23 protein-coding genes are annotated in these 22370 nt (G+C 66.6%); 12 read left to right on the top strand and 11 right to left on the bottom strand.

All coding sequences use genetic code 11. From position 1 onward, the window contains the following. The first annotated feature begins 33 nt into the window (after positions 1-33). The gene (locus AC6JAM_RS03645) at positions 34-300 is read left to right on the top strand and encodes a hypothetical protein (protein ID WP_018770524.1); all 267 of its coding nucleotides are present in this window, start codon (positions 34-36) and stop codon (positions 298-300) included. A gap of 45 nt (positions 301-345) precedes the next feature. Here AC6JAM_RS03645 and AC6JAM_RS03650 read toward each other — a convergent pair whose 3' ends face one another. Together AC6JAM_RS03650 and AC6JAM_RS03655 are read right to left on the bottom strand one after the other, a co-directional pair. Next, positions 346-1242, bottom strand: coding sequence for a diacylglycerol/lipid kinase family protein (locus AC6JAM_RS03650; protein WP_497934085.1), 897 nt, complete (start codon positions 1240-1242; stop codon positions 346-348). 9 nt (positions 1243-1251) lie between these two features. Beyond that, positions 1252-1518, bottom strand: coding sequence for a hypothetical protein (locus AC6JAM_RS03655; RefSeq protein ID WP_497934086.1), 267 nt, complete (start codon positions 1516-1518; stop codon positions 1252-1254). 98 nt (positions 1519-1616) lie between these two features. Between AC6JAM_RS03655 and AC6JAM_RS03660 the strand changes: the two genes are divergently transcribed. Continuing rightward, entirely contained in the window at positions 1617-2087 is a 471-nt protein-coding gene (locus AC6JAM_RS03660; RefSeq protein WP_224084306.1) for a hypothetical protein, read from the top strand. An 8-nt stretch (positions 2088-2095) separates the two neighbouring features. On the opposite strand, the gene AC6JAM_RS03665 is transcribed toward AC6JAM_RS03660, so the two are convergent. Beyond that, positions 2096-2950: a GmrSD restriction endonuclease domain-containing protein gene (locus AC6JAM_RS03665; RefSeq protein ID WP_497934088.1), complete on the bottom strand. Its 855-nt coding sequence runs from the start codon at positions 2948-2950 to the stop codon at positions 2096-2098. A 268-nt stretch (positions 2951-3218) separates the two neighbouring features. Between AC6JAM_RS03665 and AC6JAM_RS03670 the strand changes: the two genes are divergently transcribed. Then, positions 3219-3974, top strand: a complete 756-nt coding sequence (locus tag AC6JAM_RS03670; protein WP_497934089.1) for a YoaK family protein — start codon at positions 3219-3221, stop codon at positions 3972-3974. Positions 3975-4003: 29 nt separating this feature from the next. On the opposite strand, the gene AC6JAM_RS03675 is transcribed toward AC6JAM_RS03670, so the two are convergent. From AC6JAM_RS03675 to AC6JAM_RS03685, 3 genes are all read right to left on the bottom strand, one after another. Beyond that, on the bottom strand, positions 4004-5860 hold the full coding sequence (locus AC6JAM_RS03675; RefSeq protein WP_497934090.1) for a metallophosphoesterase family protein: 1857 nt from the start codon (positions 5858-5860) through the stop codon (positions 4004-4006). Then, positions 5857-6939 carry a hypothetical protein gene (locus tag AC6JAM_RS03680; protein WP_478222255.1) on the bottom strand — a complete coding sequence of 361 codons (1083 nt, stop codon included), beginning with the start codon at positions 6937-6939 and terminating at the stop codon, positions 5857-5859. Before AC6JAM_RS03680 ends, AC6JAM_RS03675 begins: the two co-directional genes overlap by 4 nt. Before the next feature lie 305 nt (positions 6940-7244). Further along, complete coding sequence (locus tag AC6JAM_RS03685; RefSeq protein WP_497934091.1) at positions 7245-8114, bottom strand: DUF1295 domain-containing protein; 870 nt, start codon at positions 8112-8114, stop codon at positions 7245-7247. 213 nt (positions 8115-8327) lie between these two features. On the opposite strand from AC6JAM_RS03685, the gene AC6JAM_RS03690 reads away from it, so the two are divergent. Next, the gene (locus tag AC6JAM_RS03690) at positions 8328-8759 is read left to right on the top strand and encodes a DUF2177 family protein (RefSeq protein ID WP_018770534.1); all 432 of its coding nucleotides are present in this window, start codon (positions 8328-8330) and stop codon (positions 8757-8759) included. A gap of 135 nt (positions 8760-8894) precedes the next feature. Here AC6JAM_RS03690 and AC6JAM_RS03695 read toward each other — a convergent pair whose 3' ends face one another. Both AC6JAM_RS03695 and AC6JAM_RS03700 read right to left on the bottom strand, forming a co-directional pair. Next, entirely contained in the window at positions 8895-9041 is a 147-nt protein-coding gene (locus AC6JAM_RS03695) for an MFS transporter small subunit (protein ID WP_200830938.1), read from the bottom strand. Position 9042: 1 nt separating this feature from the next. After that, the gene (locus tag AC6JAM_RS03700; protein WP_018770536.1) at positions 9043-10428 is read right to left on the bottom strand and encodes an OFA family MFS transporter; all 1386 of its coding nucleotides are present in this window, start codon (positions 10426-10428) and stop codon (positions 9043-9045) included. Positions 10429-10690: 262 nt separating this feature from the next. Between AC6JAM_RS03700 and AC6JAM_RS03705 the strand changes: the two genes are divergently transcribed. Further along, on the top strand, positions 10691-11179 hold the full coding sequence (locus AC6JAM_RS03705; RefSeq protein WP_497934093.1) for an SRPBCC family protein: 489 nt from the start codon (positions 10691-10693) through the stop codon (positions 11177-11179). A gap of 5 nt (positions 11180-11184) precedes the next feature. Beyond that, positions 11185-12861: an FAD-binding dehydrogenase gene (locus AC6JAM_RS03710; protein ID WP_497935895.1), complete on the top strand. Its 1677-nt coding sequence runs from the start codon at positions 11185-11187 to the stop codon at positions 12859-12861. Positions 12862-12933: 72 nt separating this feature from the next. On the opposite strand, the gene AC6JAM_RS03715 is transcribed toward AC6JAM_RS03710, so the two are convergent. Further along, positions 12934-13434, bottom strand: coding sequence for a GNAT family N-acetyltransferase (locus AC6JAM_RS03715; RefSeq protein ID WP_497934094.1), 501 nt, complete (start codon positions 13432-13434; stop codon positions 12934-12936). Positions 13435-13541: 107 nt separating this feature from the next. Here AC6JAM_RS03715 and AC6JAM_RS03720 point away from each other — a divergent pair, with 107 nt between their 5' ends. Next, positions 13542-14432 carry a potassium channel family protein gene (locus AC6JAM_RS03720; protein ID WP_134165533.1) on the top strand — a complete coding sequence of 297 codons (891 nt, stop codon included), beginning with the start codon at positions 13542-13544 and terminating at the stop codon, positions 14430-14432. Positions 14433-14463: 31 nt separating this feature from the next. Here the strand turns inward: AC6JAM_RS03720 and AC6JAM_RS03725 are convergent, their stop codons facing one another. Further along, complete coding sequence (locus AC6JAM_RS03725) at positions 14464-15480, bottom strand: LacI family DNA-binding transcriptional regulator (protein WP_026265967.1); 1017 nt, start codon at positions 15478-15480, stop codon at positions 14464-14466. Between the two features lie 206 nt (positions 15481-15686). Here AC6JAM_RS03725 and AC6JAM_RS03730 point away from each other — a divergent pair, with 206 nt between their 5' ends. The 5 genes from AC6JAM_RS03730 to AC6JAM_RS03750 all read left to right on the top strand — a co-directional run bounded on the left by AC6JAM_RS03730 (position 15687) and on the right by AC6JAM_RS03750 (position 21431). Then, positions 15687-17654 (top strand): glycoside hydrolase family 127 protein, encoded by a 1968-nt coding sequence (locus tag AC6JAM_RS03730; RefSeq protein WP_497934095.1) that lies wholly within the window; start codon positions 15687-15689, stop codon positions 17652-17654. Between the two features lie 39 nt (positions 17655-17693). Continuing rightward, positions 17694-18980, top strand: a complete 1287-nt coding sequence (locus AC6JAM_RS03735; RefSeq protein ID WP_056393237.1) for an ABC transporter substrate-binding protein — start codon at positions 17694-17696, stop codon at positions 18978-18980. A 61-nt stretch (positions 18981-19041) separates the two neighbouring features. Next, positions 19042-20001, top strand: coding sequence for a carbohydrate ABC transporter permease (locus AC6JAM_RS03740; RefSeq protein ID WP_223994064.1), 960 nt, complete (start codon positions 19042-19044; stop codon positions 19999-20001). Positions 20002-20028: 27 nt separating this feature from the next. Further along, positions 20029-20889 (top strand): carbohydrate ABC transporter permease, encoded by an 861-nt coding sequence (locus tag AC6JAM_RS03745; RefSeq protein ID WP_056393234.1) that lies wholly within the window; start codon positions 20029-20031, stop codon positions 20887-20889. 35 nt (positions 20890-20924) lie between these two features. Beyond that, a complete protein-coding gene (locus AC6JAM_RS03750) occupies positions 20925-21431 on the top strand; it encodes a DinB family protein (RefSeq protein ID WP_223994056.1) in 507 nt (168 codons plus the stop codon). 24 nt (positions 21432-21455) lie between these two features. On the opposite strand, the gene AC6JAM_RS03755 is transcribed toward AC6JAM_RS03750, so the two are convergent. After that, positions 21456-22334, bottom strand: a complete 879-nt coding sequence (locus AC6JAM_RS03755) for a CPBP family intramembrane glutamic endopeptidase (RefSeq protein ID WP_223994054.1) — start codon at positions 22332-22334, stop codon at positions 21456-21458. Positions 22335-22370 lie beyond the last annotated feature (36 nt).

Consider the following 22370-nt stretch of genomic DNA (forward strand, 5'->3'; position numbering starts at 1 on the left):
CTCGCATCCGGCAACTGCCACGAAAGGCACACCATGACAGATCTGCGCATCCGCGACCACTGGAACCAGCTTCCCTCCGCTGTAACGCAGTGGCTGCTGGAAAACCCGGGGTGCATGATCCTCCCGCGGACGCTCTCCGCGGAAATCAGTGCGGCCAATGGCGAAGCGGCCAACGACGACGTCCACGGCGAGACCACGCTGTCCCAGCAGGACATGGACTTCATCCGGATGAAATCACATGAGGCAGCGAACGGACAGCCGGACACCGGTTACACCTTCTTCGACTCCGTCCAGCCGTAACCACTTCCGGCCTGTACGGCACGGGCGCAGTCCTGCGGCGAACGGTCACAGAGTGGCCAGGGCACCCTTGGCGCTTTCCACCAGGACATGCGTACCTGCCTGGATATGGACCACCTCGCCGTCGATCTGGCACGGCACAGCGTTCCGCGTGGAAAAGGCATAGCTGGTGACGCTGGGCTGCTCCCCCAGGCCCAGCGTCACGGCCCGGAGCGTCATCAGCGCCATCTTCATCAGCCCGGCGTGGGGCAGGGTCACTACCTCGAACCGGCCGTCGTCCGGATAGTGCGACTCACTGACCGTTCCGTACTTCGCCATACGGGAGATGTTGGCCAGGATCAGGCTGTCGAACTTTGCCGTGGCCCCGTCGTCCCGCACGAGCTCGAACGGCCTCAGGTTCCGGAGCGTGCGGGCAACGGACACCAGTTCCAGGACTTTTCCCTTGCCGCCCTTTTCGATGCCGATGGCCATCAAGGGCGTCAGCCCGAAACCCACGTAGGAATGCGCGTACAGGACCTCCTCCCGGCCGCCGCTGCGGAACGTGACGCGCAGCAGGTCGATGGGCCGGACCGCTTTCTCCCGGATTGCCTGGCTGAGGGTCCGGGCGGGCAGGCTCCGGTAATGGTCATTGGCGTTGCCTGCAGGAATCACGGTGCACACCGCTTTGCTGCCGGGAACGTCCATCACGCCGTTGACCACCTCGTTGTACCCGCCGTCGCCGCTGACGGACACGATGAGTGGTGCACCCCGCCCAGCCTCGGTCCGCGCAAGCACGCGGGCGTGCCCCGCATACTCCGTGGGCAGCAGCTCAACCGGCAGGCCCGGCAGGTCTGCGGCCAGGTCCTGATGCAACGCCTCGATCCGCGCGTCCATCCCGGCCCTGCCCGGATTGAAGATCACAAGGGCGCGGTCAAAGAGGGCCGCGGGTGCTCCGTCATCGGCCATGGCGTCCCGCTACTCCCCCATCCCGGGGTGGACGGGAACGTAGTCGACGCTGTTGCCGGAGTTGGTCCGGCCCGCGGTGGTCCGGGAGTAGCCGCGCGCATCCAGCCCGTTTTTGGCGCGGAATTCCGCGAGCGCGGCGTCGTAGGCGTTGTTCAGGGTTCGGCCGGAGAACTCACCCGTAGTGCCGTCTTTGAAAGCGATCCGGATCCGGACGCTTGCCGGGTAGTGCCGGTTCATCCGGATGAAGCCGTCTGCATCCTGCTCGAGGGTAATCAATTGGGTCTGCTTTCGTTCGTGGGAGCAGTCTCAAGTTTGCCGCAGATTCCTTGAAAATCCCTTTACGGCCGATGCCATACTGGTCCATGGCGATGGGAATGACCAGGCGCGGGGCGTGGCTGCGGTACGGACTGGTCTCGGTCCTGCTGATTTTGATCCACGTGGGCGCCCTGTGGTTCTTCTCCGACGGCGTCTACCACGGCAACGCAAACGTTCCTCTCTTCAAATTTCCGGAAGAAGTGGATGTCCTGTACATCCTGACGTTCACTCCCCTTTTCATCGGACTCAAGTACCGGGTCTACGACGCCGCGGTGCGGGCCGCCACCAGGAACTACAGGCCTCGCGCGGCGGTGGTCTGTTTCGTCGCCGGCTATGTGGTGGCCCTGGCGATGGACGTGGCATGCCTCGTCGCGGCGTCCAGGCCCATCGCGGATTCAGGGCTGTCCATCCTGGGCTCTGTCTTCCAGACGCCGCTGGTCCTCCTGGTTGCCGGCGCGCTCATTGCGGGGGCCGGTATGCAAAACGGCAGGCCACCGGAAACGGGGCCCGCTCCCTTCCCCGGGCGCTAAGCCCGCGGCTACCCTTCGCAGGCCACCCCGTCGCCGTCGCCGTCCAGCCCGGCCCGGTAGCCGGCAGTGCCGGCATACAGCGGCGCGGCTCCGGCAGCCACCGCCTCGGCGCAGTTCGCGTAGTACACAACAGTCGTAGCGGCGGCGGGCGCCACAGTCGCCGGTGCTGGCTGGCCGGGGCAGCTTGCCAGGATGCTGGCGATCGCGTCGTGCTCCGCCTGCGTCACCCACAGGCTGTACCGCGCCTTCACCGACACCTGCCGGGCCGCATACTCACATCGGAAGGCCTTGGTCGGCGGCAACCAGGTGGCCGCGTCGCCGTCGCCCTTTTGCTGGTTGGTGGGTCCGTCCGTTGCCTGCAGGTTCAGCGGATCATTCGCGAACGCCGTCCGCTGCTCGGTGGTCAGCTGCTGCGCGCCCTTCTGCCAGGCATCGCTGAGCGCCACCACGTGGTCGATCTGCACGGCGCCGCTGGTGGTGGCGCCGCGGACGAAGTTGATGACCGTTCCGGTGTACGGGTCCGCCAGCACTCCGGTCTTGACCGTGCAGGTGACGCTGCCGGTGTAGGTGACCTCGGTAAGGTCCCGCCGCAGGATGTCGTTGCGGGTGTCGCAGCCGTTCTGGTCCACGTCCGCCCACGTTGGCCCGAACAGCGACCGCTCGTACCCCGTCTTCGGCGCCCGCCCCTTGACCGGGAGGGTCTCCAGCACATCGGCTGCATTGACGGCGACCGTGCTGCCGTCGGCAGCAACCGCCGGCAGGCCTGGTGTGAAGAGCGCCAACAACGCGGAAAGGACGACGGCGGCCGTCCAGCGCGTGCCTGGCGCGGGTATTGTTTCGGGCAAGGACGTGAAGCTGGACATGCAGTTCCCCAGGTTGTGCGCAGCAAGAGTTGACGGCGCCAGCTCCCCCAAGACCGCTGGCGCCACGGATGAGCCTAGCGGCCGGCACCTGCCAAAACGGCCGGTTGGGGACCAACTGGGCCAATCCTTCCCGACTCCTGCGCCAACCCTGCGGCTGCTCCCTCTTCCCGCGTTTCCCGGGCCGGCAGGGCCCCGGCGCATACTGGAACAGTCGCCCCTGCTGGGCACAATCCGCGTCCCGCCACCAGGACTGCCGAAAGGTATGCGCATGCCCGCCCGCTTCCTCCCCGCCCATCCGGCCAGGCTGCACCTGGTGCTCATGCTGGTCCTCACGTTTTCCACCGGGGTGCTCGACGCCGTCGGTTATCTGGGCCTGGACCGGGTGTTCACGGCGAACATGACCGGCAACGTGGTGATCCTGGGCATGGCGCTGCTGGGCGGGGACAACCTCCCGGTCCTTGGCCCCATCGTGGCGCTCACGGGATTCATGACCGGCGCCGTCATCTCCGGCCGGGCGCTGCGGCCCACCACGTCAGGGTGGAACCGCCGCACCACCGGGCTGCTGGTGGGCGTCAGCGCTGTGATGGCTGTTGTGGCCACCCTCCTCCTCAGCGGCGTGCACCCCAGGCACAATGAAGCCCTGACCGTTGCCATCACCGGCACCCTGGCGGTGACCATGGGTGTGCAGGCCGCCACCGCGCGGCACCTCAACGTCAAGGATGTCCCCACCGTGGTGGTCACTTCCACCATCACGGGCCTGGCGGCCGACTCCCGCTTTGGCGCCGGCACCCACCCGTTCTGGGGACGGCGGCTCGCGGCGATCGGACTCATCATGGCCGGCGCAGCGGTGGGCGCCGGGTTCGTGCAGCTCCACCTGGGGCTCGGGGTCCTGCTGACCGCACTCCTCACCCTCGGCGTCGCCCTGCTGGGCCGGACAGGCGTGCACAAGTACGGCGCAGACACGGCGACGGCGGCACCCGGGCCGGGTGCCGCCGTCGAAAGCCCTCCGGAGGCGGCTACGTAGGCTTCCGCTGCATCATCATTGGCTCCCGCTCACGGACCCGCCGGCCGCACCACGATGGCCGAGCCGCACTGGTTGATGAGCGTGCCCAGGCTTGAGGATGCCGTGGCGGCCTTCGTGCCGGTGGCGGACGTATCGGTCAGCGGAAGGGCGTTGACCTCAATGGCCGCGTTCGACTTGGCCGCGATATTGGAGGTGGCATCACCCAGCTCGGTGGTCCCTGCCGGTGGCGTGAAGGACGTGGTGGCCGAGTTGGTGCCGTTCCTGACGCCGTGGGCGGTCAACAACAGCGACCCCGGTGTTACCGGCGTGATGGACGGCGCCCGGACATCCGGGTAGGCCACCCCGCTGTTGGTGTCCGTGGTGGGCGTGACGTCCAGCGGCGTTGTGGTGTTTGCGCCCTGGACGGCAACAGTGGACCAGGCATACCGGGAGGCGGGCTCAGGCACGCTCGGCGCGGTATCACCGGCCTGCATCACCCGGTACCAGACTGCCTGGTGCGCCGAGGCGGAGCTGGCGCTGGTGAAATCGCCCACTGCCCGCGTCCACCCCGCCGGAGCGGTGGTGTTCGCGGACCCGGACACGGTTACCTGCGAGTACAGGAATACCGTGTCGCCAGGCTGCCAGCCTGCCGGCAGGGAGGGCGTATAGGACCCGGCCGCCGTCAGTTCACCCGATCCCGTGGCCGTCGACCGGACCGAGACGGCTGTCGCCGGGGGCGTCGTCGTCGTGGGCGTCGGCGTTGGAGTCGGTGTTGGCGTTGGAGTTGGAGTCGGGGTAGGCGTTGGCGTGGCAGTTGCAGTCGCTGTCGCCGTAGCGGTCGGCGTCGGGCTTGGTGAAGGGGCAGGCCGGGTGACCGAGAAATTGTCGGTGAACGTCCCGCCCGAGGCGCCGACGAATGACCCGCTCAGGGTGGTGCTGGTCACCGACACCTTCAGGAAGCCATACGTTGGATTGTTGTTGCTGCCCATGAATCGCTGGAAGTACGGAGCCGTCGTCGTGTTGCTCTCACTGTTGAGCGACCTGCCGCCCGAACCAACTGTGGCCAGGATGGTCCCGGTACCGGCGGCGAACTGCCCCGTCGGATCGGTGTCCGCCACACAGTCGGGATTGAAGCTGGTGACGGGGATGGACGTGCAGCTGCCCTTGAGCGCCAGCGGGTAGCTGCGAGCGTAGGCATGGTCGTGGGCCTGCAGGTACAGATCCACCTTCTTGGACACCAGCATGTTCATCAGGTCAGGACTGGCGGCACAGGGGTAGTTCACCATCGACAGGCAGTACATGTGCATGCCAACGATGATGAAGGGGATCCCGGCAGCACGGGCCGAGTCGATGGCCGACGTCACGAATTTGTAGCCCTGCGTCCCGGACTTGTAGGACCAGTCAAGGCCGCTTCCGCTGTACGTCAGCTTCGGGGACACCATGATCAGCCGGACCAGGGGGCTGGTTGCCGGATAGTCCGTGTAGAACTGCTGGGCGTAATTCCCCACCGAGCCGAGCTTGTCCGGCAGGCACGAGGCGAAGTTGGACCAGACGCCGTCGGGCCCGTCGTCCTCGTGGTTCCCGGTGATGAACTCATAGGGCATGGTCCCGGCATGCTGCTTGACGAAAGAACACCAGGCAGACTCCGGGGTGATCTGGGAGTATGACAGGTCGCCGAGGTTGAACATGGCGGAGGTCCCGGCGTTGCGTGCCGCATCGATCACCTTGCCGGTGTTCGTGTTGCCGCCGGTGTCACCGGCGAACCCCAGGCTCACGGTGGTGGCCGCGGTGGCCTGCGGGTTCCACGATGTGGCAAGGAAGGAGACATTCGCAAGGACGAGTGCAGTGCCGAGAAGGACTGCCAGCGCCAAGCGCAGTGGGTGGCGCATGCGCCTGCGGGCGTTCACTTGCAGCTCCAAACAGTAGCGCGGCGCAGCCCGTTGGCTGCGGCGGAGTACCCGGTGATAACGGTGGGGCCGGCCTGCCGTGAGGCCGACGTGGCCGCCCCGGACACTCCGGTGAACTGGCCGTCAGAGCCTGGCGGCAGGATCCGTGCGCTCTTGCCGATCCACATCACCGCTTGGGGGCGGTCCCCGCGGAAGGACGACGAACTGCCGGTTCCCACCGCGATGCCCGGAACGCCCGATGCCGCACTCGAGGAGGGGCCGGCTGCCGCGCCTGCATCGCTGACGGAGCCGGACTTGTCCCAGGTGGCAGCGTGGGTTCCCTCATTGACGGCGCTCTGGCCGATCGCCTGCCCCGTCGAGTCGATGGCAAGGACCACGCCGCCGCGCCCGCTAAGGGTCGGAAGGGACGTCGGGGTACCGGCCGGCGACCACAGGACCGGCGTGCCGCCGCTGTCGAGGGCCACCCCGCCGATCGTGCCGTCCGGACCGATCGCGAAAGCATGCCCACCTTGTGCACCGGCGGGCAGGGTGAGCGCCCGGGGTGCCGTGGTCAGCGTGGACCAGACAGCGGGACGCTCGTCGTCATCCGCGCCCGGGCCGTCCGAGTGCTCCTCGTCGTTGATCAGCGCACCGACCACGACGCCGCTGTCCGAGACCATCGACGGGAGCGCGATGTCACCCGGGTTGACGGGAAGGGTGTGATAGACACCGTTCTGCCACCACCAGCCGACCAGGACCTCATTGGCCGTGTCATATCCCGTGCCGACGACTACTCCGTCCTTGTTTACGGAGGTGGGGACTGCGGCATCGAGTGGAATCGCCAACTGGGTGGGCTGGCCATCGCGCCAGAGCACCGGCGCGGATCCTCCGGAGGCAGTATCGGCGAGGCCTACCACCAGGCCGTTGCTGCTCGACGCCACTGCGTTGCTGCCCTGGCCGCCGATGCCCGGGAGCAGGGTGGCCGAACAGTTTGTGGCAGCGGGCAATTGCGCGCCAGCGGCTGTCGCGGCAACCGGCACCATGACCATGCCGCCCTCGGCCGCAAGCAGGAGCGCCGTCAGCACCGCCCCGGGTTTCATGTCCTTCGGCCTGTTGAGCCAGGGAGGCCTGCCTCCGCTGCCCGGTAGACCCCTGTTGAAATTCCTATGCTTTGACAATGTCGCTCCCCGGAGTAGAACCCCACGTCCCCAGCAACGTGCAGCGCAAGAGGCCTCTGCATAACCGCACTGTCTTTCGAGACTACGTTGCCACCCCCCGCCGGGCACGGGTAAGGGGGTACTCGGATCGGAGGTTAGGGGCTACTTGCTTGGAGCGAACCGCCCTTCCAAGCCGCGACGGCGGCACCCAACCCGGGTGCCGCCGTCATACGTCCTGCCCAAAGCCCCTATTTGAGCTTGGGGACCAGCACGGGCGTGTTCTTCTTGTACTCCTCATAGTCCGCCTGGCCGCCCCACTTCTGGTCCGCCTTCTTCTCCAGGGGCGGCACGCCGCTGCCCTTGATCAGCAGCAGGGCCACGAAAACCGGGGAGATTAGGGCCGCCCACTGCCAGCCCTGCAGGACGGGCAGGGCGATGATGGCCACGCCCACCCAGAGCGTGATCTCGCCGAAGTAGTTGGGGTGGCGGGACCTGGACCACAGTCCGGTGCTGATGAAGCGGCCCTTGTTGGCGGGGTCGTCCTTGAAGCGGGTCTTCTGGAGGTCAGCCACGGTCTCGATGGCGATCCCTGCGGCCCATACCAGCAGGCCCACCCAGAAGAACCCGTCCAGGCCCATCTTCTGGTCGGACGTGATGGCCACCCAGGCCAGCGCCGCGGTGAGTACCACCCACAGGCCCTGGATGGTCCAGGTGTTCAGGAAACGGAAGAAGTCCGGCTTGAGCTCATCGAAGCGGTCGTCCTTGCCGTGCTTGCTGATCCGCATAAACAGGAAACTGCCCAGCCGCGCGGCCCACAGCACCACCATGGCCGCCAGCACCATGCCCCGCGCGTCCACGCCCGGGGAGGCCAGGACCAGGAACACCGTGATGGAGATGTAGGTCAGGGCGCCGGTAAGGTCGTAGAACTTTTCCGTCTGCGCCTTGTAGGACGGGATGAACACCAGCCACTGGATCACGAACGCGATGGCAACCCCCAGCGCGAACACCGGGAACCCGCCAATCCGGGAGCCGCCCTGGCTGCCGGCCAAGGCAATGAGAACCGCCACCACCACGGCAATTACGGTGCTGATGAGTGCCTTGCGGCTCTTTTCGTTCACGGACACGTTCCTTTCCCCTGGCCCGCCGCGCTCTGCTGCACGGTCGGTCCCAAATCATGCGGCCACCTTCATTCTCCACAACGCACGGCGCCTGCCACTTGGTCTTCGGAGCGGCGGGGGGCTTGTATGGGTGGCCCGCACGTTTGACCAGTCCATCCCTTGCCACGGCGCCGAACAGCTTCTGCAACCGTCACCGACACAAGGAGTCAAAGCATGGGCCCCCGCACCAGGAACTGGCTGATCACGTACGTTGTCAGCGCACTGATATTCGCGGTGCTGGATGTGGTGTGGATCCTGCTGGTGGCCAACCCGCTGTACCAGAGCCAGATCGGCCACCTGCTGGCGCCCAGGGCCAATCTGCCCGGCGCTGTCCTCTTCTATGTCATCTTCGTGGCGGGGATGGTGCACTACGGCGTCCGGCCCAACACCCCCGGCATTAGCCTGCGGCAGCGGGTGGGCGGCGCTGCCCTCTTTGGGTTCTTCACCTACGCCACATGGGCGCTGACCGGGTTCGCTGTGCTGAAGGATTTCACGGCCCTGGTGGCCGTGACGGACATCCTGTGGGGAGCCGCAGCCTGCAGCGTGGTCACGTGGCTGACCGCAACGGTGCTGCGCAGCCGGCTCGCCAACCCTGCCACGGCCTGACGCCTGGCGTGATGCGCGCCCAGAGTGGCCCAGTTTTCATGGTGAAACCCTGAGTATCGCGGGCGGCTCCCGTTGCTTGCCGACCAAAACTGGGCCACTGTGACGCACGGCCCAACGCTGGCCCAGCCCGGGCGGCTACCCGAACAGCGCCGCCACCTGGGTCAGCGTTTGGAAGACCCCAAAGGCCAGCGGGATTCCCACCAAAACCCAAGCCAGTACCAGCCTGCCGGTGGACCGGTGGACCGGCTGATGCGCGCCGTGGTTGTGTGCTGTGCTGCTCATTTCATGCCTCCAGGGAAGATTCGTGCCGCTCGGGGCGGCGTTCGTGGAACCGTGCGTCGACGGGCTTGACCAGCAGGTTGGCCACGAACCCGATGACCAGCAGGGCCACCATGGTCAGCAGCGCGGGCTGGTAGGACGCGGCATTCAGCTGCCCGGGCTTGCCCTGCGCGTCCAGGATGCTGTTGACGATCAGCGGCCCGGCCACCCCGGCCGCGGACCAGGCGGTGAGCAGCCGGCCGTGGATGGCGCCTACCTGGTACGTCCCGAAGAGGTCCCGCAGGTATGCAGGGACGGTGGCAAACCCGCCGCCGTAGAAGGAGATGATGACGAAGGCAAGCACCACGTAAAGGGCGGTGGCGGTGGATCCGGCCAACGCCAGCACCGTATACAGCACGGCGCCCACGCCCAGGTACACCATGTAGATGCGCTTGCGCCCCGTGACGTCGGAGGTGGCGGACCAGGCGAAGCGGCCCGACATGTTGCCGATGGACAGCAGCCCCACAAAGCCCGCAGCAACGCTCGCACTGACCAGGGACTTTCCGTCGGACTGCCGGAAGAAGTCCTGGATCATGGGCGCCGCCTGCTCCAGGATGCCGATGCCGGCCGTGACGTTGCAGAACAGCGCCACCCATACCAGCCAGAACTGCCGGGTCTTGATGGCGTTCTTCGCCGACACGTTCTCCGTGGTGACGAGCTTGGCCGCCTTGACCTTGGCGGGGTCGAACCCTGCGGGCCGCCACCCGTCGGCGGGCACCCGGACGGTGAAGGCGCCGAACAGCATGTAGGCAAGATAGACGACGGCGAGCGTCAGGAAGAGCTTGCCCACGGCATCGCCGCTGGCCACCCAGCCCTGGGCGCCGGAGTTCGGATCGTACGCCTTCAGCAGGGCCTGGGACACGGGGCTGGCGATCAGCGCGCCGCCGCCGAAGCCCATGATCGCCATGCCGGTAGCCAGGCCGGGGCGGTCCGGGAACCACTTGATCAGCGTGGACACCGGCGAGATGTAGCCGATGCCCAGGCCGATGCCGCCCACGAAGCCGTACCCGAGGTAGACGAGCCACAGCTGGTGGGTGAAGATACCCACCGAGCCGATCAGGAAGCCACCCGCCCAGAACATCGCGGAGGTGAACATCGCCTTGCGCGGGCCGTTGGTGTCCACCCAGGTGCCCATGACAGCGGCGGAAAGGCCCAGCATCACGATGGCGATGGAGAAGATGACGCCGATCTCGGTCAGGCTGGCCCCGAAGTGCTTGACCAGCGCCGTCTTGTAGACGCTGGTGGCGTAGGCCTGGCCGATGCACAGATGGACGGCGAGCGCCGCGGGCGGGACCAGCCAGCGGTTGAAGCCCGGCGGGGCGATGGAGTGGTCACGGTCCAGGAAGCCCATGGTTGATTCCCTTTGCTTGTCGATGACGTCGATGTCTGATCGATCCAGAGGCGAAAGGCCTTGTTGAACCCGGGCCCTTTGCCTTGGGCTATCATCATGCAAATCATCAGCAAACGTACTATTGGCGCGCCGAGCGGCAGGAATTGCGCGGCGAGCGGCTTGGTTGGCTGAGGCACTCCCCTGTCAGCCCTGCACAGCCCATCGGGCACGCACACGCAGCGCCTTGCTTTCCGCCCGCCGCGGCGGATGGCAGAGTGGGACGATGAGTGAGCAACCAGCCGCGCTGGTCCTGAACCTGGAGTGCACGGTCCCGTCCCCGCCGGAGACAACGTTCCTGCTGCTGACGGAACCGGCCCGGCTTGCCGAGTGGTGGGGCCCGCACGGCTTCAGTATCCCCGAAGTGGACATCAACCTGGTGGCGGGCGGGCGCTACCAGTTCCGCATGGCCCCGCCGGAGGGCGAACCGTTCCACCTCTCAGGAGAGTTCCTGGAGATCGATCCGCCCTGGCGCCTGGTCTACACCTTCGCCTGGGAGGAACCGGCGCCGGACGACACCGAGACCGTCGTGGACCTCTCCCTCGCCAGCACCGGAACCGGAACCCGGGTGGTGCTCTCGCAGGGACCGTTCCTCACGGAGGAGCGGCTGGAACTGCACCGGAACGGGTGGAGCGATTCGTTCGAAAAGCTGGCTCGTGCCGCCGGGAGCGCCGGCCGCTCCGGTGCCGCCGGCAGCCGGGACAACACCCGGTGACAGGCCTGGACGCGGACGTCATCATCATCGGCGGTGGCCTGGCCGGGCTGGTGGCCAGCAATGAGCTGGTCCGTGCGGGCAGGCGGGTGGCCATCGTGGACCAGGAAAACCCGGCCAACCTGGGCGGGCAGGCCTTCTGGTCCCTGGGCGGGCTCTTCCTGGTGGACACCCCCATGCAGCGGCGCCTGGGCGTGAAGGATTCCTTCGACCTGGCGTGGCAGGACTGGCAGGGTTCCGCCCAGTGGGACCGGCTTTCCGGGCCCAACCCTGAGGACGAGTGGGCACAGCAGTGGGGCCGTGCCTATGTGGAGTTCGCCGCCGGTGAGAAGCGCGCGTGGCTGCAGGCACAGGGCATCCGGTTCACCCCGCTGGTGGGCTGGGCCGAGCGCGGCGACGGCAGGGCCGGCGGCCACGGCAATTCGGTCCCCCGCTTCCACGTCCCGTGGGGGACCGGCACCGGGGTTTCGGAGCCGTTCGCGGACAAGGCGCGGGCGGCCTCCGGGGCGGGCAGCGCCAGGTTCTTCTTCCGGCACCGGGTGGACGGTTTAACGTTCGACGGCGGCACGGTCACCGGGGTGCGGGGCGCGGTGCTGGCGCCTGATGATTCCCCGCGCGGGGTGTCCTCAAACCGGGATGTTGTTGCCGATTTCGAACTCCGGGCCCAGGCCGTGGTGATCGCGTCCGGCGGAATCGGCGGCAACCACGGGCAGGTTCGGCGCTGGTGGCCTGCGCGGCTGGGGACGCCGCCGCGGAAAATGGTCACAGGCGTGCCGCAGCACGTCGACGGACGGATGCTGGACATCGCAGACGGGGCCGGGGTGCGGCTGGTGAACCGTGACCGGATGTGGCACTACACCGAAGGGATCCAGAACTGGAACCCCATCTGGCCGGACCATGCCATCCGGATCCTGCCCGGCCCGTCGTCCCTCTGGTTCGATGCCCTGGGCCGGCGCCTTCCCTCCCCCGGCCTGCCCGGCTACGACACCCTGGGCACACTCCGCCTCCTCCGGACAACGCCGGAGCTCCAGCAGCACGACCATTCCTGGTTCATCCTCAACCAGCGCATCATCGAAAAGGAGTTCGCCCTCTCCGGCTCCGAGCAGAACCCGGACATCACCAACCGGGACCTCAAGCTGCTGCTGAAGACCCGGCTGGGCCGCGGCGCGTCCGGTCCCATCGAGGCGTTCAAGGAGCACGGCGCGGACTTTGTGGTGGCGGACAACCTGGCGGACCTTGTCCGCGGAATGAACGGGCGGACTGACCAGCCGCTGCTGGACCATGCGCTGATAAGGCGGCAGATCGAGGAGCGCGACGCCGAGATCAGGAACCCCTTCTCCAAGGATGTCCAGGTGGCGGGCATCCGCAACAGCCGCCGGTACCTGTGCGACCGCCTCTTCCGTACCGTCAAGCCGCACCGGATCCTGAACCCCGCCGCGGGCCCTCTGATCGCCGTCCGGCTGCACGTTGTCACGCGGAAGACGCTGGGCGGGATCCAGACCAACCTTGACGGCCAGGCCCTCGGACAGGACGGCGCCCCCATTCCCGGGCTGTACGCCGCCGGCGAGGCAGCGGGGTTCGGCGGCGGCGGCGCCCACGGCTACAACGCGCTGGAAGGCACCTTCCTGGGCGGCTGTCTCTTCACCGGCCTGACCGCCGGCCGGGCGCTCGCCCGGGCGCTATGAACTGACTCCGCACTAAGCCCCGCGCTGCACTCAGGCGGGCGCTGCACTCAGGCCACGGGCCGCCGTCGAACACTATTGGCTGCTGCGCCGGACCAACCGGAACTCCGGCAGCCCCTCCCACTCGGGTGGCAGCGTGTTGCGCCTGCCGTCCGGCCGGAACCCCTGCTTCAGGTAGAAGGCCAGGGCGCGGGGATTGTTCTCCACCACCCAGAGGTAGGCCGGGCCGGAGCCGACGGCGGCGCTCACCAGGGCTGCCCCAAGGCCCGTTCCGTAGGTCCGCCGGAGGGTGTAGATCGAGTAGAGCTCCACGGCTGCGGGGCCGTCGTCGTCGCGCCCCGGGCCGGCGTCCGCGAAGCCCACCAGGTCATTGTCGGCGTCCAGCGCGAGGATCCGTGGCTCGTCAGTGGCCAGGAATGGCCGCCGGCGTTCCACCCGCTCGGGGATGCTGGCCCTGCGGCGGCGGAAGAATTCCGCAGAGAGCAGATGCGGGTAGCACTCCTCATGGGCCAGAGTCTGCATGAGCACCACCGCCTCGGCGTCCTCCGGTGTCGCTTGGCGAAGTCGAAAGTCCATGGCGCCAGCCTAACCAGTGGCCCCTCGCTCCCACGCCGTGTTCCGCCGTCGAACCTCTATGCCTTGTCCGGTCCCCGGTTGGGCAGCCCGCGCACTTAAGATGAGGCATGAACTTCGAGGACGCGCTCCTGACGGTGATTGGTGCCGCGCTGATTCTGCTGATGGTCGCCGACGTCTTCCATACCCTGCTGTACCCGCACGGCTCGGGCCCGGTGGGCCGGACGATCATGCGCGGGTTCTGGCTGCTGTCCAGGAGACTCAGGGGCGGGGCGTCCTCCATCGCAGCCCCGCTGGCCATGGCGGCTGTCATCGCTGCGTGGGCGGCGCTGGCTGCCGTGGGCTGGGCCCTGCTGTACCTCCCCCATTTGTCGAACGGGTTCTCCTACTCGGCCAACGTGCCACGGCAGGCTGACTTTGCGGAGGCCCTGTACATCTCGCTGGTGGCCCTCTCCACCGCTGGATTCGGTGAGATCGTGGCCACGCACCCGCTGCTGCGGCTAGTGATGGCGTTCCAGGCCGTGGCCGGTTTCGGCCTGCTGACCGCCACGGTCTCGTGGATCCTGCAGACCTACCCGGCGCTGAGCCGCCGGCGCGCACTCGCCCACCAGTTGAACCTGTTCCGGGAAGCGGCGGGTCCGTCCGGCATCGCCTCACTTGATGCACGGCATGCAGCAGGACTGCTGGAATCCATGGCGGAAAACGTGGCGTCCGTGAGCATCGATCTCCTGTCCTTCCACGAGACCTATTACTTCCATGAGGTGGAGCAACGGGGTTCCCTTCCCGCCACCATCGCCTACGCCCACCACCTGGCCTCGGATGCGCAGGGCAGCGACAACCCCGAACTCCGGTTTGCCGGGCGGATGCTCTACGCGGCGCTGGACGACCTGGCCGAAGTGCTGCGCGGGAAGTTCGGCCACGTGGGAAGCACGTCCTCCGATGTGTTCGACCACTACGAGCTCCACCACAGGCACCGGCGGCCCCCGGAACCGCGGCCATAGCCGCAGGCGCTGCCAACCGTTTGCCGGCGGGTCACCCCCGCGGACCGGAGGACTCACGGACGATAAGGTCACAATCCACGATATGTACGCCCGGAAGGGGTATGCCGTCGAGCGCTGACAGCAGGGCCTCACCCGCCCGCCTGCCAATAGTGGAGAGGTTCAGGTCAATGCTGGACAGATGCGGTCTGTACCCATCGGTGAACGGGGACCAGTTGTCCACGCCGATCAGTGCCACGTCGTCGGGGATCGACAAGCCATGCCGCTCAAGTTCGTAGGCGGCGCCACGTGCGATCTGGTCGCTGCCGCAGAAAATCGCATCGACGTCGGAGTGGCTGGCCAACAGCGCGCGGACCCCGTTGTGGCCCCATTCCTCCGTCCAACTGCCGTACCAGACATCCCCTACCGGCTCCAGTCCCTGGTCGGCCATTGCAGCGAGGAAACCGTCCGCCCGCAGGACCGCCGACGCGTGGTTTTCCAAGCCCGTGATATGGGCAATCCGGCGTCGCCCGGTCTTAACGAGGTGGTCAACGGCACGGCGGGCACCACCCCGCTCGTCCCCCGTGACGGAGCAGTCCCCCGGGTCCTTCGACGGCGCGAACGCATAGACTACCGGCACTGGCAGGTTTTCACCGAGCGGCGGCCGCGGATCCACTTTGCGGCCCACGACGATGATTCCGTCCACCTGCCGCGCCAGCAATGTACGCACGTAGTGCTGTTCCCGGATGGGATCATCCCTGCTGTCACAAAGGAAGCAAAGCATCTCGCCCAGGCCCAGGGCGTCCTCGACGCCGCGCAGGATGGGGATGCTGAAGCGTCCATAACTGTCGGTGGTGATAACCCCCACGGTGTAGGTCCTGCCACTGCGGATGCTCCGGGCGGCACCGTTCGGCAGCCAGCCCACCTCCTCCGCGGCGGCGCGTACCCGCAGCCGGGTCGATTCCCGCAGTTGGCCCGTCCCGTTCAGCGCCTTTGACACCGTTCCGGTCGATACTCCCGCCCGCGCGGCTACAGCCGCGATGCCGGAAGAACGGAAACTATTTTCCGTCACAAGTCCCCCTTTCACCGCCGGACCAATTCCTCATAGAGCCGAAAAGTCGCTTTTCCGCCCGCATAAAGCCTAGCAGAAGCCGTTGACAGGTGAGACGCAGGTCACTTAGGGTTGGGCCTCGGAAGACGATTTCCTGATTTTCCGTTTCCGGCTTTTCCGGATTCTGTCCCGTCTCCCTCCGATTCACACTTTGGAAGAGGTCATTGATGACATCTGTTCACCACAGTCCAGCACCGTCCGCAGGGCAGGGTACCGGCGGCGGGACCGCAGCGGGGCCCGTCGGGGCGACGACGTCCGGACACTACGCGCTGCGCCCGCTGGCCTTCGATTCCGTGCAGCTGCGCCCAGAGGGACATCTGGGCAGCTGGCAGGAGCTCAACCGGACCTCCACCATTCCGCATTGCATCGACAATCTGGAATCCAGCGGCGCCCTCGACAACTTCCGGCGGCTGGGCGGCGAGAGCGACGCGGCGTTCCGCGGATTCTGGTTCCAGGACTCGGACCTGTACAAGACGCTGGAGGCTGTGGGCTGGGAGGCCGGCAGGCAGGCGGATCCGCGGTGGGAAGAGTATGTGGCGTCCATGGGCGAGCTGCTGGCCAAGGTGCAGGAGCCGGACGGCTACCTGAACACCTGGGTCCAGGGCGTTGAGCCCGGGAAGCGCTGGGACAAGCTGCAGTGGAGCCACGAGCTGTACACCGCCGGCCACCTGCTGCAGGCGGCAGTTGCCGTGGCCCGCACCACAGGCAACGGAGCCGTCGTCGAGGTGGCCCGCCGCGTCGCCGACTGCATCGTGGAGAACTTCGGCCCCGGCGGCGCCGAAAAGATCGACGGGCACCCGGAAGTGGAAACCGCATTGGTGGAGCTCTACCGCCTGACCGGAGACAAGCGCTACCTTGAAACGGCCGTCCGGCAGCTGGAACTGCGCGGGCACGGCATCCTCCCCGACGACAGGTTCGGCCGCCAGTATTTCCAGGACCACCTTCCCATCCGCAAGGCGGCCCACGAGGCAACAGGTCACGCAGTGCGCCAGGTCTACCTTTCCACCGGAGTGGCCGATGCCTACCTCGAAAACGGGGACGCATCCCTGCTGGAGGCCGCGGAATCGCTGTGGGAGAACATTTTCACCCAAAAGGCCTACCTCACCGGGGCGCTCGGATCCCGGCACCGGGACGAGGCATTCGGCGACGCCTTCGAGCTGCCGCCGGACCGCGCCTACGCCGAAACGTGTGCCTCCATCGCGAGCCTGCACTTCAGCTGGCGGCTGCTGCTGGCAACCGGCAACAGCAAATACGCCGACGAGATGGAGCGGGCCCTCTACAACGGCATCGCCGCTTCCACCTCCGTTGAAGGCAACAGCTTCTTCTACTCCAACCCGCTGCAACTGCGCACCGGCCATGACGGCTCCACCGAGGACGCGCCGTCGGAACGCCTGTCCTGGTATGCATGCGCCTGCTGCCCGCCGAACCTCGCACGCCTCGTGGCATCCCTGCACCATTACGTAGCCACGCAGGATGAGTCCGGCCTTCAGCTCCAGCTGCTGCACGACGGTGAGATCCGCGCCTCAGGTGAACCTTTCGGCGGCGAAGTAACTGTTGCCACAACCACCGAATATCCCTGGGACGAAAAGGCCAGCATCGAGGTCACGGCTCCTGCCGGCGAGTGGACGCTCTCCGTGCGCATCCCTTCGTGGTGCAAGGACCCGGAGGTGACCATCGGCGGAAAGCCCACCGAGGCAGTGACTGATGCATCCGGCTACCTCCGGCTCAGCCGCGACTGGGAAGGGAGCACCATCGTCTTGCTGACACTGCCGATGCCTGTCCGAATTGTTAGCGCTCATCCCCGCGTCGATGCTGTGCGCGGCACGGTCGCCCTGGTCCGTGGCCCCGTGGTCTACTGCCTCGAGCAGCATGACCAGGCGGACGGCGTCGTGCTGGAAGACCTTGCGGTCGACGCGGCCGCGCCGGTGGAAATTGCAGCGGCGGAGGGCATCCCCGGGGTGCGCACCGTGCTCAAAGCCGCAGGCGTCGCCCGTCCCCAGTCGGAGCAGACGCTCTACCGCACCTCCGGAACGGAAGCCGCGGAACAGCGGCCCGTCGAACTGACTGCCATCCCGTATTTCCGCTGGGCCAACCGTGGGCCGGCCGCCATGCGGGTCTGGATCCCCCTCGCCTAGTTGCACCTCCCACCCATCCCTATGAAGAGGAAACGGCATATGAAACGCACAAAACTCGCTGCAGCACTGGCGCTGGCGGCATCCCTCACCCTCACGGCCACCGGTTGTGGCAGTTCCTCCGGCTCCGACTCCCTGCAGGCCTCCTCCGGGGAGCCGAGCGGGACCATCACGCTGTGGGCCCGCGATTCACAGAAGGGGTTCATGGATCTGCTCGCGGACGCGTACAACAAGTCCCACAAGGCGCAGGTCCAGGTCACCATCGTGCCCAGCGGAAACTTCGTGCAGAAATTCGGCACGGCAACCGCTGGCGGGTCGGGCCCGGACGTGGCTTCCATCGACCTGGTCTACCTGCCCTACTTCGCCTCCACCGGGGTCCTCCAGGACATCACCGACGACGCCTCGAAACTGCCGTACAAGGACAAGCTCAGCCCGTCGCACGCGCGCCTCTCCACGTGGGAGGACAAGACCTACGCCCTGCCCTTCACGGCCGAAGCATCCGTGCTGTTCTACAACAAGGATCTCTTCCAGAAGGCCGGCCTTGACCCTGCCAAACCGCCGGCAAACTACGAGGAGATCCTCAACGCCGCCAAGAAGATCCGCGCCCTGGGCCCCGACACCTACGGCTTCACGATGGCCGGCCAGTGCGGCGGCTGCAATATCTTCGAGTTCACCCCCAGCGTCTGGGCCAGCGGCGGCGACGTACTCTCCGACGACGGCAAGACCGCGAAACTGGACTCTCCCGAGGTCACCAAGGCGCTGACGTTCTACAAGCAGATGCACGACGCCGGCGTGATGCCGGAGGCGGCGAAGACCGACTCGGGCACCGCCCAGCCGGCCCTGTTCCAGGCTGGAAAAGTGGGCATGGTGGTGCTCGGCGCCTTCTTCACGCAGACGCTGAACACGGACAAGAAGGTTGACTACGGCATCGCCCCCATCCCGGGAGAGAACGGCGGCTCAGCTTCCTTCGCGGGCGGCGACAACATCGCGGTCACCACCGGGTCAAAGAACAAGCCTGCCGCATGGGACTTCGTAAAGTGGGCCACCGGCGACGAGGCCCAGACCCTGCTGGCGAAGAACTCCATCGTCCCGGTCAGGACTGACCTCGTAAAGAGCGTCTACGCCTCGGCAGACCCGCGCAACGAGATCTTCAGCAAGGCGCTGGAGACCGGCAAGACGCCGTACAGCGTCGTGGAAAACAAGCTGTTCAATGACAACAACGGACCATGGGCAACCATGATCAACGAGGCCGTCTTCGGCGGCGACATCCAGGCCGCGCAGCAAAAGGCGCAGCAGGCCGCCCAGCAGATCATCCAGACCGGACCCTGACATCCACGGGTGCTGCCGCGGACCCGCGGCAGCACCCGCCTCGTCCTCAAGGAGACCTACTTTGGCACACCACACCACCCTGACAACGCGCCCCGGCAAGCCCCAACGCCCAACGGCGCCCCTACGTCCGCCACGGAGCCGGCGGACCCTCACCACCTCGCGCAGCAGGCTCGGCGCGTTGGTGGTCGCCCCCGCGCTGATCCTCCTCACCGTCTTCTTCTTCCTGCCCGTGGTCCTGATGCTGTGGATGTCCCTGAACCGCTGGCCGCTGCTGGGCAAGATCAGCTTCATCGGCCTGGGCAACTACGCGACGGCGTTCCAGGACCAGGACTTCCTGCGGGCAGCCGGGTTCACCCTCCTCTACACCGTGATCATGACTCCCCTGCTGCTGGTCATCGGGATCGCGCTGGCGCTCCTGATCCGGCGTCCGGGCAAAGCTTCCAGAATCTTCCAGTCCATCTATTTCCTGCCGGTGGTGGTCGGCTTCGCCGCCGCCGGTTACCTGTGGCTCTTCATGGCCCAGCCCAACATCGGGCCCCTGCTGGACCTGCTTACCCGCGGCGGGCTGGCCTCGCACTCGGACAACTGGTTCGGAAGCTTCGCCGGAGCGCTGGGCATCGTGTGCGCCATGGTGGTCTGGAAGGTTGCCGGCATGCAGATGCTGCTGCTGAACTCGGGCTTGCAGTCCATCCCCGTGGAGCTCGAGGAAGCGGCCAGGATCGATGGTGCAAGCCGAACACAGGTGTTCCGCTACATCATCCTGCCGCTGCTGCGGCCCACCCTCGCGCTGGTGCTCGTCTTTTCGGTAGCCGGCTCACTGCTGGCCTTCGACCAGTTCTACATCATGACCAGCGGCGGCCCGGCGAACCAGACCATCACCGCGGTGTACCACATCTACCGGGTGTCCTTCCAGGGTTTCCAGCTCGGCTATGGCGCTGCGCTCTCTGCCCTGCTGATGATCGTGCTCGCGGTCGTCAGCGCCATCCAGATGCTCATCCTCCGCAACTCGGACCACAACTAGTCCAATCCATCGGAAACGGACCCCTCCATGACTTCACTGCAATCCAGACTCCGCCCGGTGCCGCGCACGGCCTGGTGGATTATCAACCTCAGCCTCGCGGCCCTGTTCCTCTACCCGTTCTGGGTAGTTCTCTCACAGTCGATCAAGTCCCCTGCCGAGGCTGCTGCCGCGCCGCCCACGCTTTTCCCGGGTTCCTTCTCGTGGGGGAACTTCGCGAAGCTATTCGGCAACGAGAACGGCGGTGCGGGCTTCGTCCAGCAGTTGGGCAACAGCGTCCTCGTCTCAGTTGGCGCAACGCTCCTGACGATCGTATTGAGCACGCTGGCCGGCTACGGCTTTGCCAAACTGCGCTTCCGCGGCAGCAACCTGCTGTTTTTCGCTACCCTCGCCACCTTCATGATCCCTTTCCAGGCGGTCATCACTCCGCTGTACCTGGTGCTGCACCAGATCGGCCTGACCAACAACCTCCTGGGCCTCATGCTGGTGTACACCACCTTTAACCTGCCATTCGGTATCTTCCTGATGAGGAATTCCTTCGCAGCGCTGCCGGCGAGCATTGAGGAAGCTGCCCTGGTGGACGGGTGCAGCGTGCTGCGTGCCATGGTCCGGGTGCTGCTCCCGGTGGCCATTCCGGGGGTGATCAGCACCGCGCTGTTCACCTTTTTCGCCTCGTGGAACGAGTTCTTCGCCGCGCTGATCCTCATGACAGACCAGTCCAAGTACACCCTTCCGGTGGCCTTGAACGTGCTCTCCAGCGGCACTTTCGGGACCCTGGACTGGGGGGCACTGCAGGCGGGCGTCGCGGTGACGATCGTCCCATGCATCGTTATCTATGTCCTGCTCCAGAAGTACTACGTGGGAGGCATGCTTACGGGGGCGATGAAGTAAGCCGCGTTCCCTTTCCGGCTTGCTAGGGTCTGCTTATGGCTTCCCACTCCCACTCGATGGACGACGTCATCAACGAACCTGCGCGTGTCCAGTTCGAGTTCTTCCTGGATGAGCACCGGGCCGCGCTCAACGGGTGCCTAAACGGGCTGACCGAGGAGCAGGTCCGGCGTCGGCTGGTTCCCTCCCGCACCACACTGCTGGGGCTGGTGAAGCACGCCACCTTCGTGGAGAAGGTCTGGTTCGACGAAGCCTTCACCGGCCGTCCCCGCAGCGAGATCGGCATCCCCGCCACTCCTGACGAGTCGTTCATCCTGGACGACGGTGACACCATCGACTCCGTCCGGAAAGCCCACCGGGACGCGTGCGCCGCGTCCCGGGCTGCTGCCGCCCCTCTGGGCCTCGACGACGTCGTGACCGGCAACCGGCGGGGACCGCTCCCGCTGCGCTGGTTGTACCTGCACATGCTGCGGGAACTCGCCCAGCACTGCGGCCACGCGGACATCCTGCGCGAACAGATCCTGGCCGGCAAGGGCGCGGACTGAGATGCTGCCTCGGCCGCGCAGCGCTCAGGCCGGCGCCGTCGTCGTTCTTTGTTTTGTGAGGTCCCCCCGGCGGGCAAGGGCCACGGCAGCAACCAGCAGCCACATGGCGGCCGCCTGGCCCCAGGGATAGACCTGCTGCGGAATGCCAGGTGTCAGCGGGTTGAGGATGTACTGGAACGCCGCGAGGCTGACGTGCATCAGCGCTGCCAGAAGCATGCTGCCTGTATGGTCGTAAACCCACACCATGAGCACCCGGTACGCCGTAAGCTGGCCGACGAGGACGGCCACCAGCCACAGCGACAGGAAGATTCCCAGGGGCACCCCGCCATTGGTCCCGCCCCCACCCCAATAATTCACGAAGAAGTGCCACGCACCCCACAGCACCCCCACCAGGATTCCCGTCCACAGAACACTGAAGCGCTGCCTCGCCTTGGGGATGGCGAAGCCGGTCCAACCGATTTCCTCGAGAAATCCCGCCGCCAGCCCGATGGCCAGTCCAGTGAGGATGGTGCCGCCCTTATCTGTAGCCGTGGCGATCCGAGGCGCGTAATCCGGGGACGCCAGCCAGAGCACCAGCACGAACGCGGCCAAACAGACCGGCGCCACCAGCAGGACCAAATACCAGCGCCCGCCCACACGCCATCTCAGCAGCCTCGCCCAGAGGTCCCGGTAGCCTGCCCGTCCCGATACAACTCCGGTAAGCACCAGGCTGGCCAACGCTGGTCCGAGCAGCATCGCCGGCACGGTTACGGGGATGGTGAGCTGGAACTGCTCCGGCGTAGGCGACAGGCCACCCGTGACCGCCCACACCGCGAGCACAATGGCGCCCCACGACAAGAGGAAGGTAACAACGTAGTACCACCACAGCGGGTGCGTGCGCACCGATTCCGCCAAGGCATGCATGGGATCCTCCGGTTGCCGGCTGTACCTCCAGCTTCC

The organism is Arthrobacter sp. GmRoot5-12, assembly GCF_059739365.1.

What these genes read in the sequence shown, in the direction of transcription:
- AC6JAM_RS03745 (WP_056393234.1), top strand. Translation starts at nt 20,029, where the DNA reads ATGACTTCACTGCAATCCAGACTCCGCCCGGTGCCGCGCACGGCCTGG.
- AC6JAM_RS03690 (WP_018770534.1), top strand. Translation starts at nt 8,328, where the DNA reads ATGGGCCCCCGCACCAGGAACTGGCTGATCACGTACGTTGTCAGCGCA.
- AC6JAM_RS03755 (WP_223994054.1), bottom strand. Translation starts at nt 22,334, where the DNA reads ATGCATGCCTTGGCGGAATCGGTGCGCACGCACCCGCTGTGGTGGTAC.
- AC6JAM_RS03730 (WP_497934095.1), top strand. Translation starts at nt 15,687, where the DNA reads ATGACATCTGTTCACCACAGTCCAGCACCGTCCGCAGGGCAGGGTACC.
- AC6JAM_RS03705 (WP_497934093.1), top strand. Translation starts at nt 10,691, where the DNA reads ATGAGTGAGCAACCAGCCGCGCTGGTCCTGAACCTGGAGTGCACGGTC.
- AC6JAM_RS03670 (WP_497934089.1), top strand. Translation starts at nt 3,219, where the DNA reads ATGCCCGCCCGCTTCCTCCCCGCCCATCCGGCCAGGCTGCACCTGGTG.
- AC6JAM_RS03735 (WP_056393237.1), top strand. Translation starts at nt 17,694, where the DNA reads ATGAAACGCACAAAACTCGCTGCAGCACTGGCGCTGGCGGCATCCCTC.
- AC6JAM_RS03665 (WP_497934088.1), bottom strand. Translation starts at nt 2,950, where the DNA reads ATGTCCAGCTTCACGTCCTTGCCCGAAACAATACCCGCGCCAGGCACG.
- AC6JAM_RS03695 (WP_200830938.1), bottom strand. Translation starts at nt 9,041, where the DNA reads ATGAGCAGCACAGCACACAACCACGGCGCGCATCAGCCGGTCCACCGG.
- AC6JAM_RS03680 (WP_478222255.1), bottom strand. Translation starts at nt 6,939, where the DNA reads ATGAAACCCGGGGCGGTGCTGACGGCGCTCCTGCTTGCGGCCGAGGGC.
- AC6JAM_RS03660 (WP_224084306.1), top strand. Translation starts at nt 1,617, where the DNA reads ATGACCAGGCGCGGGGCGTGGCTGCGGTACGGACTGGTCTCGGTCCTG.
- AC6JAM_RS03700 (WP_018770536.1), bottom strand. Translation starts at nt 10,428, where the DNA reads ATGGGCTTCCTGGACCGTGACCACTCCATCGCCCCGCCGGGCTTCAAC.
- AC6JAM_RS03715 (WP_497934094.1), bottom strand. Translation starts at nt 13,434, where the DNA reads ATGGACTTTCGACTTCGCCAAGCGACACCGGAGGACGCCGAGGCGGTG.
- AC6JAM_RS03650 (WP_497934085.1), bottom strand. Translation starts at nt 1,242, where the DNA reads ATGGCCGATGACGGAGCACCCGCGGCCCTCTTTGACCGCGCCCTTGTG.
- AC6JAM_RS03720 (WP_134165533.1), top strand. Translation starts at nt 13,542, where the DNA reads ATGAACTTCGAGGACGCGCTCCTGACGGTGATTGGTGCCGCGCTGATT.
- AC6JAM_RS03750 (WP_223994056.1), top strand. Translation starts at nt 20,925, where the DNA reads ATGGCTTCCCACTCCCACTCGATGGACGACGTCATCAACGAACCTGCG.
- AC6JAM_RS03645 (WP_018770524.1), top strand. Translation starts at nt 34, where the DNA reads ATGACAGATCTGCGCATCCGCGACCACTGGAACCAGCTTCCCTCCGCT.